13 protein-coding genes are annotated in these 14,640 nt (G+C 36.1%); 1 reads left to right on the forward strand and 12 read right to left on the reverse strand.

What is annotated here, in order from left to right; translation table 11 throughout:
• Positions 1 to 21: 21 nt before the first annotated feature.
• The 3 genes from argC to lepA form a co-directional block, all read right to left on the reverse strand.
• A complete protein-coding gene (gene argC, locus G634_RS0107440; RefSeq protein ID WP_026504763.1) occupies positions 22 to 954 on the reverse strand; it encodes an N-acetyl-gamma-glutamyl-phosphate reductase in 933 nt (310 codons plus the stop codon).
• Positions 955 to 1,120: 166 nt separating this feature from the next.
• Positions 1,121 to 2,440, reverse strand: a complete 1,320-nt coding sequence (hemW, locus tag G634_RS0107445) for a radical SAM family heme chaperone HemW (RefSeq protein ID WP_242826786.1) — start codon at positions 2,438 to 2,440, stop codon at positions 1,121 to 1,123.
• 52 nt (positions 2,441 to 2,492) lie between these two features.
• A complete protein-coding gene (gene lepA, locus G634_RS0107450; RefSeq protein ID WP_026504765.1) occupies positions 2,493 to 4,310 on the reverse strand; it encodes a translation elongation factor 4 in 1,818 nt (605 codons plus the stop codon).
• A gap of 340 nt (positions 4,311 to 4,650) precedes the next feature.
• Between lepA and rpsT the strand changes: the two genes are divergently transcribed.
• Positions 4,651 to 4,911 carry a 30S ribosomal protein S20 gene (gene rpsT / locus G634_RS0107455; RefSeq protein ID WP_026504766.1) on the forward strand — a complete coding sequence of 87 codons (261 nt, stop codon included), beginning with the start codon at positions 4,651 to 4,653 and terminating at the stop codon, positions 4,909 to 4,911.
• Positions 4,912 to 5,008: 97 nt separating this feature from the next.
• Here the strand turns inward: rpsT and G634_RS0107460 are convergent, their stop codons facing one another.
• The 9 genes from G634_RS0107460 to coaE form a co-directional block, all read right to left on the reverse strand.
• Positions 5,009 to 5,263, reverse strand: coding sequence for a hypothetical protein (locus G634_RS0107460; protein WP_026504767.1), 255 nt, complete (start codon positions 5,261 to 5,263; stop codon positions 5,009 to 5,011).
• A 208-nt stretch (positions 5,264 to 5,471) separates the two neighbouring features.
• Complete coding sequence (locus G634_RS0107465) at positions 5,472 to 6,422, reverse strand: TIGR03943 family putative permease subunit (RefSeq protein ID WP_026504768.1); 951 nt, start codon at positions 6,420 to 6,422, stop codon at positions 5,472 to 5,474.
• Between the two features lie 24 nt (positions 6,423 to 6,446).
• Complete coding sequence (locus G634_RS0107470) at positions 6,447 to 7,703, reverse strand: GTP-binding protein (RefSeq protein WP_026504769.1); 1,257 nt, start codon at positions 7,701 to 7,703, stop codon at positions 6,447 to 6,449.
• A gap of 327 nt (positions 7,704 to 8,030) precedes the next feature.
• Entirely contained in the window at positions 8,031 to 8,882 is an 852-nt protein-coding gene (locus tag G634_RS0107475) for a hypothetical protein (RefSeq protein WP_026504770.1), read from the reverse strand.
• A gap of 303 nt (positions 8,883 to 9,185) precedes the next feature.
• Positions 9,186 to 10,550: a PFL family protein gene (locus G634_RS0107480; protein WP_026504771.1), complete on the reverse strand. Its 1,365-nt coding sequence runs from the start codon at positions 10,548 to 10,550 to the stop codon at positions 9,186 to 9,188.
• Positions 10,551 to 10,565: 15 nt separating this feature from the next.
• Positions 10,566 to 10,838 carry an ACT domain-containing protein gene (locus G634_RS0107485; RefSeq protein WP_026504772.1) on the reverse strand — a complete coding sequence of 91 codons (273 nt, stop codon included), beginning with the start codon at positions 10,836 to 10,838 and terminating at the stop codon, positions 10,566 to 10,568.
• A 37-nt stretch (positions 10,839 to 10,875) separates the two neighbouring features.
• A complete protein-coding gene (locus tag G634_RS0107490) occupies positions 10,876 to 11,673 on the reverse strand; it encodes an MBL fold metallo-hydrolase (RefSeq protein ID WP_026504773.1) in 798 nt (265 codons plus the stop codon).
• Between the two features lie 158 nt (positions 11,674 to 11,831).
• On the reverse strand, positions 11,832 to 13,964 hold the full coding sequence (locus G634_RS0107495; RefSeq protein WP_026504774.1) for a cell division protein FtsA: 2,133 nt from the start codon (positions 13,962 to 13,964) through the stop codon (positions 11,832 to 11,834).
• Positions 13,965 to 14,039: 75 nt separating this feature from the next.
• A complete protein-coding gene (gene coaE / locus G634_RS0107500) occupies positions 14,040 to 14,633 on the reverse strand; it encodes a dephospho-CoA kinase (RefSeq protein WP_026504775.1) in 594 nt (197 codons plus the stop codon).
• Positions 14,634 to 14,640: the final 7 nt, after the last annotated feature.

The raw sequence follows: 14,640 nt of genomic DNA on the forward strand, positions 1-14,640 counted from the left end.
TATTCCCCCTAAAGCCCTGTATTATAGACCTGTTGTTTCGTCTAATCCCAGCATTATATTCATATTCTGAATTGCAGCGCCGGATGCACCTTTCCCAAGATTATCAAATACTGATGTAATACCTGTCTGAGCTCCGTTTCCATAGACATATATATCAATTTTATTGGTTCCCTGCAAAGAGTTTGCATAAATTTTGTCTTTTGGTTCATCGAAATCTTTAACAGTAATAAAACAGGAATCCGCATAATACTCTTTCATAGCCTTACAGATTCCTCTGCTGTCTATTCCATCCTTCAAAAGACTGTTTTGAAGAAGAATTGTCGTAGCCATTCCCTTATAATAATCATCTACTATTGGAAGAAATGCAGGTGGATTTGTAAGTCCTGTCATTTTCATCATCTCCGGAATATGCTTGTGTTTTAGAGCAAGACCGTACAATGCAGGAGATGATAATAAAGAATCCCTATTTTCTTCTTCATACTCCTGAATCATTTTTTTGCCGCCACCTGAATAACCAGTTAAAGATGTACATGTCATTGGATAGTCAGCTGGAAGAATTCCTGTTCTTACAAGTGGTGCCACTATTGAAATAAAGCCTGTTGCATGACATCCCGGATTTGCAATTCTCTTTCCTTTGCTGATTTTTTCTCTCTGTTTATTGGAAAGTTCTGGAAATCCATATACCCAGTTATCATCTGTTCTATGTGCTGTAGATGCATCAATTACTCTAACTTTATCGTTTTCAATTAAAGAAACTGCCTCTCTTGCACCATCATCAGGCAAACATAAAAAGACAATATCTGCGCTGTTTAAAAACTTCTTTCGTTCCTCAATATCATGCCTTTTATCCTCATCTATTCGAAGCAGTTCCAAATCATCACGACTGCTTATTCTCTCATAAATCTGAAGACCTGTTGTTCCACTTTGACCATCAATATAAACTTTAGTTTTCATAGTAAAATCCTTTCAAAGATATTATCTAAAGATTTTTGTCACTTCGTTTAAAAAGCAATGCAAACTAGCTATTTAAAAAATGCTTAAACTTGAACCAGTTTGTTAGCCTATGAACCAGTCTGACTTTACTACATTATAGAAATAAAGTGATGGCTTTTCAAGTAGCTTAATAGAGAAGTTCTGCTAAAACAGCATTACTTACAGCGATTCCCTTTTTAGTAAAAAAAAGTCGTCCATCTTTTTCATCTAGAAGAGATGCTTTGATAAACTGATTAATTTTCTGGCCATAATCTTTATAAATTGGCTCTTTAAAGGTATCCTCATAGTCTTTTAAAGCAATCCCCCTGCATAACCGTAGTCCAAGCAAAATAAACTCTTCTTTCTGCTCACTTACAGATAATTCTTGATAGTCTTCCACAAAATTTTTAACTGGAATTGATGAATCTGTATTTTTATTTTGCCAAAATGATATATAGTCCTCAATACTTCGCGGATTGGACCATCTACTTTCTTTATAAAGGCTAGCCGCCCCTATTCCAAATCCAAGATATTCACCTCTTGTCCAGTATGCTTTATTATGCCTGCATTCATAATCACCATCATTTCTTGCATAATTTGAAATTTCATATCTATGATAGCCGTTTTGAGCTAAAAATTCTTCTGTAAAATCATACATGGCACGTTCCTCATTTTCTGTTGGAAGAGGAGGCCATTGTACATCCGCATTTTTACTATTTTCACGCAGCTCTGCAACTTTACCTTTGGATATCAGTTCCGACTCCACATCATAATTATCTCTATCTACAACTTCACTGTAATGCTCATAAAATGGTGTTCCTTCTTCGATAATAAGACTATAGGCAGAGATATGTTCAGGCTTTAAACTAACTGCTTTCGATAATGTTCTAGACCATGAGTCAAAGCTTTGCCCTGGAATTGCACTCATCAAATCTATATTGATATTATCAAAACCTGCACTTCTTGCATCTTCAAAAGTTTTTAAAAAGGTCTTACTATCGTGTATTCTTCCAAGAATCTTTAATTCATCATCATTTAATGACTGACAGCCTATACTTATCCTGTTTATCCCAGCCTTTTTATATAAACAAAGCTTTTCTTTTGTTACTGTTCCCGGATTAACCTCGATAGAAAATTCGATATTCTTTGCGTATGTAAAACAGTCATGAACAGTTTTGCATATTTTCTCTAATAATGATACTGGGATTGATGAAGGTGTCCCTCCACCTATAAAAACTGTTTTGACTGTGCTGTGGTTTGTTTTTTTTCCATAAAACCTTATTTCTTCAATCAGCGCATTTACATATTGCTCCTGCTTGTTAAGCACCGCTGGAAATGATAAAAAATCACAGTATGCACATTTTCTAACGCAAAAAGGTATATGAATATAAATGGCCAGATCGCATGCTGCTTTCTGGCCGTTGTTATTATTTGTAAGTTCAATTGGTTTATCAAATGAATTCATCATAATTTTTTATTATTCGACTGAATACAGTCCGTTTTGCTGTTTGAATATTTTATCACTTATCTTCATCTAGCTTAAGAACGCTAAGGAATGCAGACTGAGGTACTTCTACGCTACCAATCTGGCGCATTTTCTTCTTTCCTTCCTTCTGCTTCTCCAAAAGTTTCTTCTTACGGCTGATATCACCACCATAGCACTTGGCAAGTACATCCTTACGAAGAGCTTTGACGGTTTCTCTAGCGATAACTTTTCCACCAACAGCAGCCTGAATAGGAATTTCGAACAAGTGTCTTGGAATCTCTTCTTTAAGCTTCTCGCACATCTTTCTTCCTCGCTCATAAGCACCGTCCTTATGTACGATAAAGCTAAGAGCATCGACATTATCTTTATTGATAAGAATATCAAGCTTCACTAATTCTGAACGCTCATATCCTTTCATTTCATAATCAAAAGATGCATATCCTCTTGATCTAGACTTAAGAGCATCAAAGAAATCGTAAATAATCTCATTAAGTGGAAGCTCATATTTTAAGATAGCTCTTGTCGTTTCCACATAATCTGTTGAGATATATTTTCCACGCCTTTCCTGACAAAGCTGCATAATAGAACCGATATACTCTGTTGTTACCATTATTTCACCATTAACAATAGGTTCTTCCATGTATTCAATCTCTGATGGATCTGGAAGGTTGGATGGATTAGTCAAATCAAAAACTGTTCCATCAGTCTTGTGAATTTTATATACAACGCCTGGAGCAGTGGTAACAAGATCAAGGTTGTATTCTCTTTCTAAACGTTCCTGTATAACCTCGAGATGTAAAAGTCCAAGGAATCCACATCTAAAACCAAATCCAAGTGCCTGAGAAGTCTCTGGCTCATAGAAAAGAGACGCATCATTTAACTGCAGCTTTTCTAAAGCATCTCTAAGTTCAGGATATCTTGCAGAATCAGCAGGGTATATTCCACAATATACCATAGGCATTACCTGCTTATATCCAGGAAGAGGCTCTGCACATGGTGCGTCAGCATCTGTTACTGTGTCGCCTACTCTGGACTCTTTGATATTCTTAATAGATGCTGTGAAATAACCTACCATTCCAGGTGTAAGTTCATCGCAGGCGATAAACTGTCCCGGTCCAAAGTAACCTACTTCAACAACTTCTTCAACTGCACCTGTTGACATGAATTTAACCTTCATGCCTTTTTTAAGGATTCCATCTCTTACTCGCAGAAATACAATAACTCCTCGGTAAGGGTCATAAGTTGAATCAAAAATAAGAGCCTTTAATGGTGCCTTATCATCTCCATCAGGAGCTGGAATAGCTGTAACTACCTTCTCAAGAACTTCCTCAATTCCGATTCCATTTTTGGCAGAAATAAGCGGAGCATCAGAGGCATCAATGCCTATCACATCTTCTATTTCTTGCTTAACTTCATCTGCCTGAGCACTTGGCAAGTCAATCTTATTGATTACTGGAAAAACGTCCAAATCATGATCAAGTGCAAGATATACATTAGCAAGTGTCTGAGCTTCTACTCCCTGAGTTGCATCTACAACAAGAATAGCTCCATCACAAGCAGCAAGACTTCGGCTTACCTCATATCCAAAGTCAACATGACCTGGAGTATCTATCATATTGAAAATATATTCATTACCATCTTTTGCTTTATATACCATTCGTACAGCCTGACTCTTTATGGTAATTCCTCTTTCTCTCTCGATATCCATATTATCGAGAACCTGTGCGCTCATCTCTCTGCTTGTCAAAACACCAGTCTTCTCAATAAGACGATCAGCCAAAGTGGATTTACCATGATCAATGTGAGCTACTATACAAAAATTTCTAATTTTACTTTGTTCTATTGCAGACATATAATCCTCATCTTATACTATATTTAATGAATTCTAGTTAATGTTTCTCGCTTTCGCTCGATACATTAACTATTCGGGATGATATTATAGTTTGCTTCGCAAAATCATCCCTCACATTTGAATTCTTTCTTATGCAGTCAGCGGCTATGCGTTTCCTGCTACCTGTGAACAGTTACTATCCTAACATATTTAGGGTTGAATTTCTACAATAAGTATTGACATTTTGATGATTTTCTTCTAAAATTTATGCCATATGTGAACGTTCGCTGTCCGTGTCCGGCTTGAATGTTCCTGCAATTATTTTAAGTTAATAGGATATTAATCTGGAGGTAATCTAATCATGGCAAATATTAAGTCTGCTAAGAAGAGAGTTCTGACAAGCGCTAAGCGTGCAGATCGTAATCAGGCTATCAAGTCTGCTGTTAAGACAGAAATTAAGAAGGTAAGATCCGCTATCGATGCTGGCAACAAGGAAGATGCTGCTAAGGCTCTTATCTGTGCTACATCCGCTATCGATAAGGCTGAGTCTAAGGGTGTATTCAAGAAGAATACAGCTTCCCGTAAAGTTTCTCGCCTTGCTAAAGCTGTAGCAAAGATGTAATTTTCATCTTTTCTTACTGTAAACTTTATATTACAATAAACTTCTTAAAAAGGTGTGTAAAATGAATTTTCATTTTACACACCTTTTTAGTAAGATTTTATCTTCTAGCCCATGTAAGTCCATTTGCAGACTCCATAAGCTTTCTTATCTCATTCATCATGGCAACACAAGCTGATGATTCATCACTATAGTGCTGTGTTCCAACTTTTTCCTTATCATCTTTAAAGAAAATATCCCATCCATCAGTAGACTTTATCAGGCATATGCGATTTTTATGTTCTTTTCCAATCTTATAATATTTCTTCGGAACAAGATGTTCCTTAAAAAAGTGTTTCAAATCCTTGATATTCATTGATATAGCCTCCTCAAAACGAAGCGGTATTCTTTCCAGCTTCATATAGTTTTAATTACTACATATACTATACCACTGCACCACATTGATAGCAAGACAATTAACTAACTAACAACTAAAGTCACAAAAATACAGCCTGCTCACAAAAGTAAACAGACTGCATTTCAAACTTATAATCACCTTAAATATATTTTAAACTTTTAGCTTTTTATTCACTCATAATAGGCTGAGAAAAATCGATAACAGGACTTTCCGGCTCGCTAGAAGGTATTACACTTATAGCCTTGAGAACCGGTCCCTCACCGCCATATTCTTTAACAAATTCTCGCTCTATTCTTGCCGTTACATCAACCCAGCTTTTTTCTTCGAGTTCAGATGCTCTATCATAATCACATGCAAAACCAAGGAACTGCATATCCTGCGCACAGCAAGTCATAGACATTCTTCCAGGAACAAATCTTGTCTTTGGAAATTCTGGCGGCTTAGCAACCATTGCACGGAATTTAACATTTTTTCCCTCATAACGATCTACATGCTCAAGTGCATCAAGATAGAACATTCCATAACCATAATTGTTAAGCTCAATTGGATCTGCTTTCAAATCAAATGGAAGATCTTCGTCCAAAGTTACATCAACCTCTCCATTTTTATCCTCAAAGATAATATCTGCAGCCTGATTGATAGCTTTAACATTACGCTTATAAACAGGAAGTTTCTCATTTAGACCGTCGCAACGATTGAACAGAATAAGATCTGCTCTTCTTATATGTTCAGCCAGCATTGACTTCATGTTGTTAAAATACATTTCGAAAGTCATGCAGTTAATCATAGTAATCTGCTGCTCAATCTGCCAGCTCTTTGGAAGCTGTATTTTTCTGGAGTCCCACATTCCATTAAACTCGATGAGTATTCTATCAGGATTGTATTGATTCTCAAGATTTGTAAGCTTTCCGATTGTGAAATTCTCTTCATCATCGATTACAACTTTTATTGTATCATTTGCCCTTAGTACTTTCTCTTCGTACTCATCTTCACCCTCTTCACAAACAATAAGAAGAGTTTTTCCATTTATTTTAAAATACGGTTGTGCAATTGTATAACGCAAAAAATCCGTTTTTCCGCTTTCAAGGAAACCATAAAGAATATATACTGGCTTCATTACTTCAATCCTTTCATAAACAAATTATTTTCTATGACGGAAAAGATTCTCAAGAGCATCTTCCTTAAGTCCAGAACCAATTACAACAATCTTTCCAGTAACTTCCGGATTACCATCTCTAATCTGTGTTTCCTCTGGAACATAATCAAACTCAATCCACTTTCCGCTTGCATCACTTACCATACCTTTACTTCTAAGAACGAATCCGTACTCGTCGATATTGTCAAGTTTGGCAAGCATCTCTTTAATCTCATCCTTTGTATACTTTGCAGGAGTTTCAAGAGCCCAGCTCTGGAATACTTCATCTGCATCATGTCCGCCATGGTGATGGTGGTGCTCATGTCCATGATGGTGATGATCATGGCTATGATGAACTACTACGCCGTCCTCGTCTTCTTCATGATGGTGATGATCATGTTCATCTTCATCATCATGGTGGTGATGACAGCAATGTTCATGCTCATCTTCATCATCATCATGGTGGTGATGACAGCAATGTTCATGCTCATCTTCATCATTGTGATGATGCTCATGCTCGTCTTCATCTTCATGGTGGTGATGACAGCAGTGCTCATGCTCGTCTTCATCTTCATCTTCGTCATGATGGTGATGATGATGATCATGCTCTTCCTCTTCAAGGTGTTCTCTTGTCATTTCCTCAAGAAGTTCTTTCTCTAAATCGTGATTTCCTTCGAAAGTATCAAGGATTTCCTTTCCATCAAGCATATCAATAGGTGTAGTAATAACAGTAGCCTTGCTGTTTAAAGACTTGATAAGTTCAACAGCATCCTCAATCTTCTTCTCATCGGCTTTATCTGTACGTGTAAGTATGATAGTGCCTGCACTTGCAATCTGGTTTGTATAGAACTCACCAAAGTTCTTAATATACATTTTAACTTTTGTGACATCAACAACTGTAACTGCACTGTTCAATATCATCTCTGGGAATTTATCTGTAACATTTTTAATAGCAACAGCTACATCTGAAAGCTTTCCTACTCCTGAAGGCTCAATAAGAATTCTTTCTGGAGCATACTTATTCATGATTTCTGTAAGGTTGGTATCAAAGTCACCAACAAGTGAACAGCAGATACATCCTGCATTCATCTCGCTGATTTCAATACCGGATTCCTTGAGAAATCCTCCATCAACACCAACTTCACCGAATTCGTTTTCTATAAGAACAGTCTTGGTTCCCTTAAGTGCATCAGACAATAACTTTTTGATAAGAGTTGTTTTTCCAGCACCCAAAAAACCTGAAATAATATCTACCTTTGTCATATTCTTCCTTCTTTCTTTGAAATATAATTCAAAAGTCAAGAGTTTTCTTTTTTACACCAAATACATTAGCAAGGATTCATACATGTTGTCAATTGCTAACATGTATATTTCCATATAACTCCGACCCCATCCTTCATATTTTAGTATTGAAGATTCTATACGTCAAGGCTGGTAAGATGAGCGTTTTTACGTGACAAAGACGCCAAAGTATATGCCATCCGTTTTAAAATAGCAAATTATATAACGGTATTAGCATCACTTTGGCGCCTTTTTGCTTGTTTTATTTACTTTTTTTTAATTTTTATACTTCAAATAAGCAATGAACAATCAGCATTCGAATGCTGGTCTAAGTGCATCAGGACAAGATACCTTGCCATGCTTTGCTTCCTTTGGACAACAGAAATTCAAATACTTATTTCCCTGAATCTGCAAAACTCCTTTTCCAAGATCAGGTAGAAGGCATGTAATAGGCATTCCATTAAAGGAATTAATCATCTCGATAACATATCCTTCTTTAAATCCAAGTGTTAATACTTCGGACTGTCTAATAGCATAGCTATGTGCAAGAAGTGAAATTGTAAAGAATGTTCCATCATACAACTTCAAAAGCGCCCATTTTATCAAGTCAAGATTTCCATCAACAGATTCATCATGTGTAACTACATGGAAATAAAAATCACAAATTCTTTCGTGAATATAATTAGGCTTTCCATTATCCCAGCTTGAAACTACATCGCACTGAAGTTCACTATAATAATTTCTAAGTGCATATTCATTAAATCTAACAGCAAGCCAATTATATACTCTTTCTAATGAAGCAAATGCAGCAGGATCTTTTTTCTCAAGTGCTTCCCACTGCTCGTTTACATAATCAATTTTTGATTTATTGTCAATCATCATGCAAAGTTTATATAATCTTGGCAGAGAATTTTTTCCACATTTACGTCTGAATGCATCATGAACTTTAATATAAGTACCGGAATCAAGTCTTCTTATAGTCTGCATAATAAGTACAAGCTCAGAGTAACAAGCTGTAAGATTCGCAACATCATCTGCGGAATCTAAATTTTCAACAATATTAGTAAAATTATCAACCACATAGTCGTTCTTAATAAAGAAATCAACTATTCCATCTACATCCTTGCTATTAATTGCCTTAAAAGAATTAAAAAGTTCCATTTTCCTCTCCCTCTTTCATAGCCTATCCTCCCATGGATATTTGGCTTTTTCAAATCCGTTTGTTATACAGTGCGTTTATCAATATATAGTAAAAAAACATCTTGCGCAACGGAAAATACAACGAAATAAAGCCCGATAAAACCAGCAATTATTATAACATATCACTTTTAGCAAAAACGTGGCTCTAATTCCAGAGCCACGCTATCATATGTTTTATCATAAAATTTAGTCAAAATTAATATTTACCAAATTCCCATGATGATTTTTATATATTATGCATAATATACTTAAAAAACTTTTTGTTTAATTCTTAAAGCTGTGTATTGGTGCAGGTATTCTGCCACCTCTGTTAACAAAATTGCTACAGTCAAAATTGTTAACCGGCATAATAGGTGCATATCCCAAAAGACCTCCAAACTCAACAGTCTCGCCAACTTTCTTTCCTATTACCGGAATGAGTCTTACAGCTGTAGTTTTCTGATTAATCATTCCAATTGCCATTTCATCTGAGATAATACCAGCTATTGTAGTAGCTTTTGTATCTCCAGGAATAGCAATCATGTCAAGTCCTACTGAACATACACAAGTCATTGCCTCAAGTTTCTCAAGGACAAGGCATCCTGCTTCTACGGCATTTATCATACCCTGATCTTCACTTACAGGTATGAATGCACCAGAAAGACCTCCGACATAAGACGAAGCCATTACACCGCCTTTTTTAACCTGATCATTTAATAAAGCAAGAGCTGCTGTTGTTCCAGGTGCACCAGCATACTCAACTCCAATTTCATGAAGAATATCAGCAACTGAATCACCAATTGCAGGTGTGGGGGCAAGTGACAAATCTACAATTCCAAAAGGAACTCCAAGTCTCTTAGATGCTTCTTTTGCTACCAGCTGACCTACTCTTGTAACCTTAAATGCAGTCTTTTTTATAGTCTCGCAAAGAACTTCAAAGTTCTCACCACGAACTTTTTCAAGAGCTGTCTTGACAACGCCCGGTCCTGATACACCTACATTTATTATTCTGTCAGCCTCTGTAACGCCATGGAATGCGCCTGCCATAAATGGATTATCATCAGGAGCATTACAGAATACTACAAGTTTTGCACATCCAAGACTATCCTTATCTTTTGTTTTCTCGGCAGTTTCAAGAATAATATCTCCAAGAAGTCTAACAGAATCCATATTGATACCAGTCTTAGTAGAACCTACATTTACTGAACTGCAAATAAGTTCTGTACTTGCGAGTGCTTCTGGAATAGAACGAATAAGCATTTCATCAGCCTTTGTCATTCCTTTACTGACAAGGGCTGAATAACCACCGATAAAATTGACGCCTACTTCATGTGCTACCTTGTCTAATGTCTTTGCAATACGTACAAAATCAGCAGATGACTTACATGCTGCTCCTCCTACGAGTGCAATAGGTGTGAGCGATATTCTTTTATTAACGATAGGAATACCAAATTCTCTGGAAATATCCTCACCTGTTTTTACCAAATCTTTAGCTGATTCATAAATTTTGTTATGAATCTTTTCACAAAGACGGTCCAAATCTGAGTCTATACAATCTAAAAGGCTGATACCCATTGTGATAGTACGGACATCGAGATTCTCCTTCTCAATCATGTCATTAGTTTCCGAAACTTCACTTATATTGATCATTTACTTCAATTCCTTTCAGATTCTGTGCATAGAGTTAAAAATATCTTCCCTCTGCATCTTTATTACAACGCCGATTTCTGTTCCAAGACTTTCAACTTTATGGGCAAGTTTTACGAAATCTGCATCTCTTTCTGTGATGTCAACAATCATCATCATGTTGAAATAACCAGAAACGATTGTCTGACTGATATCCAGAATATTAACGTTTTCCTCTGCAAGAGATGTGCAAACTTTGGCAATGATACCTACAGTATCTTTTCCGACAACTGTAATGATAGCTCTTTTCATGATACTTCTCCTTTAACTCTAATGCACTTAATAAAATTTAAACATTTATAACTTCAGAAATCTCACTGCGTTTTGCAACCTGCAGTAAAAAATCTTTGCTATTATATGGATTGTTGCCCATATCAATTGCAAGACGAACTGTCTCATAAGCTAGTTCCGGCATATTGTTTTTATCTGACAAGTGACCAAGAACAATTCCTTTTATATGATTATTTAACAGTTTGCAGATAAGTTCCCCTGATTTATCATTCGATAAATGCCCTTTATTACCTGCAATTCTTGCTTTCAAACGGTATGGGTAAGGCCCTGTCTGTAACATTCTCAAGTCATGATTGGATTCTAGAAGTAAAGCATCCATATCCTGAAGACTCTTAACCGTATAGTCATCATAACATCCCAAATCAGTCGCAACTGCGACCTTTTTATTTCCACTAGATATTCTAAATCCTACCGGTTCTCTGGCATCATGAGAAATCTTCATCGGATTGATTGTCATATCTCCTACTTCAACAATTTCATCAGGGTGTATCACATGAAAATCTGCATCATCTAGTTCATGCTTTTTGTCAGAAAGCCTAATTCCTTCAATTGTTCCCCTTGTCGCATAGACAGGTATCTGATTTTTCTTAAGAATAACCCTAAGAGCTGCTATATGATCTATATGCTCATGAGTTACAAATATTCCACTAACATCTGAAAAATCAAGTTCCAGAAAATTCAAACCTTCCAGTATTTTTTTCCTGCTGCATCCTGCATCAACCAAGATGTGCGTCTTTTCAGTACCAATGTATGTGCTGTTTCCATTGCTTCCTGAAGCCAGACTGACAAATCTCATATCACCATAATCCTCTTAGTTTGAACAGACATTCAAACCTTCTCTATAGAATACTACATATCGTTACAAAGAAAAAGACCATGTTTTATTTTCATGGTCATTTTCTTATTAAAAACAACATGTACACTTTAACACATCAAAGTGCTTTTTGACAACTTTTATTTTTGCCAATGTATTTCAATCTTATCTCCCTCAGATAATGTTTGCATGTAATCTGGACTGTTACCATTTAGAAGGGTTATTATTCCATGTCCCTGTGGTTTACTAAGATCAAAATCAATATAATCAAAAATATCTACAAAAATATATTCAGCCTTATTTCTAAGTGTGACAGCATTTCCGTTGATAATAACATGCAAATCTCGTACAAGAATATTTTTAACCGGAGGATTTGCCACCTGTTCTATCTCAAAATTATTCTTTTCTGCCACATCAGCTTCTAACGCAGATTCAGCTGAGGCTTCATTTTCCATTTCCATTTCAACTTCATCTGCATCCGGAATATCTCTATAATATTCCATAATAGAATCTTCTCTTGACTTGAATTCAACTTTAAAGTTCTCATAAACTGGTGTATCCAAATCCGCTTCTTCGTTGTTGACGATTACAAAAGTGTCTCCATCAATCTCTATGTCCAATAACTGTGCTATTTGAGAAGGCGTTACATAATCCAAAACTTTAACATTGTCGCCATTTTGAATCTGATATAACGGTGTCTGTGGTTCTCCATTTACTGTTGCAAAATGGGAAGCCATTACTTCCGTACCGTTAACTATAATTTTAAATTTAGATTTAAATTCAGGTAAAGAATTAATATCCATCTCGCCAGCCTGACCTGCTGTTGAAGATTTTACATCGATAATGTCATTAGCTCTAATTTTTGTATGAATATCTGCTATTTTACCATTTACAGTAATTACAGCAGACTCACCAAGAGTTCCTGGAGCAACTTTTTCTTTACCATTAACTGTATATTTAAGAGGAGTTCCCCTCTTCGGAAACAAATCTTCATTAGGAAAAGATGCCTGCATTGCAGCATTTACTACCTGGAGCTTTCCATTATCATAAAGCTTTATTGAATCTCCATTAAATGAAACAAAAATAAAATTATTTGTGTCCTGATAATAGCTAAGGCATATTCCAAGCGGAGTTACTATAAGAGAATCATGTCTTATTCCGTCTTCATTCATGAAAACGAAATCTTTCATAACCTCTTCACCTCTAAGCGCAACTCTTTCCTCTGCTATACCCATGCAATGAGCAATCTGAGTTGTATAACCATCAACGCATCCTCCACCACCGACTACGAATACTGCACTTACAGGATTATCCCCGTTAAGCCTTTTAATCTCAGCAGTTACATCTTTTGCCATAGAAGTTACGAGAGGATTTAATACTGCATCAACTTCTTTCCTTGTAATAGTCTTTTCCAAATTCATAATATCGATATACTTTATGCTATCATTATGCTGAGCAGATACTTTGATGTTATCTGCAGTATTAAAATCCACAAGGCAATGCTTTGCAATAGACTCTGTTAAATGATCTCCTGCAACAGGAATCATTCCGTAGGCTGTAATTGTTCCTTCATTCGTAATACAAATATCAGATGTTCCTGCGCCAACATCAATAAGCGCAAGATTCAACATTCTAAATTTCTCTGGAATAGCCACCATGATAGCTGCAATAGGCTCAAGCGTTAGATTAACAACGTTTAAATCTGCTCTTTCACAAACTTTATATAGAGAGTCAACGACATCGTCAGGAAGGAAGGTAGCAATTAATTCTACCTTCACTGTTCCCGCTTTATGACCTTCAAGATTTATTATCTGATAGTCGTTTAGATAATAATGCAATACAGAATATCCAACAAGATAAAATTTTAATTCCGAATCATTTTTTGCAAGAAACTCCTGATAAGCTTTCTCGACAGCTTTAGAATTAAGGTTGTAGATATCCTCATCAGTTATTGTATGATCTCCTTCATATGTTTCTTCCAAGGAAGTTTCTACAGTGCGAAGTACACGACCAGCGGCTGCTATACACACATCAGTCAAATGTATATCAGTCTCCTGCTCAAGTTCATTTTTGATAGCTGTTATTGTCGCACCAACTTTTCCAATGTCATGAATCTGTCCGTCTAACATGGCTCGTGTTTCATGACCTCTGGTTTTCTGCGCAATTATGGTGAACTTACCATCTTTAATATATCCCATAGTGCCCACTACATTACGCGTTCCAATATCCAAACCAAAAACAACACCCTGATCTTTCTGCTCCATACTCTGCATTAGCGAAATCCCCTTTGTTTTTGAAAGTAGTAATTGCTACATGTAAAAACGGAATACAAATAAAGGTTCTATAAATTATTTTTTCAAATGGTTATCTATAATTTGAAGCGTATCTTCAAGACTGCCGCTATTATCAATCATAAAATCCGAGCCGGCACGAAATTCGCTTTCAGATAGCTGTGACGAAATAATTTTATCAATTTTGGCATCCGAATAGCCCCTAGATGCTTTCAGACGTTTTCTTCTTATTTCTTCGTCTGCAAAAATGTACCACATTTCGTCTACTATTTTATTATAACCCGTTTCTATCAAAAGTGCCGCCTCAATAAACAGAATTTGTAATTTTTTTTCGTTTTTTTCTTTTTCAATTTGCTCATAAATATAGTCATTCGTAAGAGGATGAAGAATATCATTTATTTTCTTTAATACATCTGGCTTCCCGAATACAGCATTAGCCATCTTCTTTCTGTCAATTTCTCCATCTTCTTCATTAAGAATGTCTGTTCCAAGAAGCTCTACCAATTTGTCATAAGCTTCCATACCCTTCTTCTTAATGATATTTGCTACATCATCGGAAAAAATAACTCTACAATTGTATTTTTGTTCAAGATGGCGCAAGACTTCACTTTTTCCAGCTCCTACGCCTCCTGTTACTCCTATTATTTTCATATTGTAA

Source organism: Butyrivibrio sp. NC3005, assembly GCF_000424545.1.
Classification (GTDB): Bacteria; Bacillota; Clostridia; order Lachnospirales; family Lachnospiraceae; genus Butyrivibrio.

Bases quoted from the DNA above. Each gene is read 5' to 3' on its own strand.
- coaE (WP_026504775.1), bottom strand. From the start codon at position 14,633: ATGAAAATAATAGGAGTAACAGGAGGCGTAGGAGCTGGAAAAAGTGAA.
- G634_RS0107475 (WP_026504770.1), bottom strand. From the start codon at position 8,882: ATGGAACTTTTTAATTCTTTTAAGGCAATTAATAGCAAGGATGTAGAT.
- G634_RS0107485 (WP_026504772.1), bottom strand. From the start codon at position 10,838: ATGAAAAGAGCTATCATTACAGTTGTCGGAAAAGATACTGTAGGTATC.
- hemW (WP_242826786.1), bottom strand. From the start codon at position 2,440: ATGATGAATTCATTTGATAAACCAATTGAACTTACAAATAATAACAAC.
- rpsT (WP_026504766.1), top strand. From the start codon at position 4,651: ATGGCAAATATTAAGTCTGCTAAGAAGAGAGTTCTGACAAGCGCTAAG.
- G634_RS0107495 (WP_026504774.1), bottom strand. From the start codon at position 13,964: ATGCAGAGTATGGAGCAGAAAGATCAGGGTGTTGTTTTTGGTTTGGAT.
- G634_RS0107460 (WP_026504767.1), bottom strand. From the start codon at position 5,263: ATGAATATCAAGGATTTGAAACACTTTTTTAAGGAACATCTTGTTCCG.
- G634_RS0107465 (WP_026504768.1), bottom strand. From the start codon at position 6,422: ATGAAGCCAGTATATATTCTTTATGGTTTCCTTGAAAGCGGAAAAACG.
- G634_RS0107480 (WP_026504771.1), bottom strand. From the start codon at position 10,550: ATGATCAATATAAGTGAAGTTTCGGAAACTAATGACATGATTGAGAAG.
- G634_RS0107470 (WP_026504769.1), bottom strand. From the start codon at position 7,703: ATGACAAAGGTAGATATTATTTCAGGTTTTTTGGGTGCTGGAAAAACA.
- G634_RS0107490 (WP_026504773.1), bottom strand. From the start codon at position 11,673: ATGAGATTTGTCAGTCTGGCTTCAGGAAGCAATGGAAACAGCACATAC.
- argC (WP_026504763.1), bottom strand. From the start codon at position 954: ATGAAAACTAAAGTTTATATTGATGGTCAAAGTGGAACAACAGGTCTT.
- lepA (WP_026504765.1), bottom strand. From the start codon at position 4,310: ATGTCTGCAATAGAACAAAGTAAAATTAGAAATTTTTGTATAGTAGCT.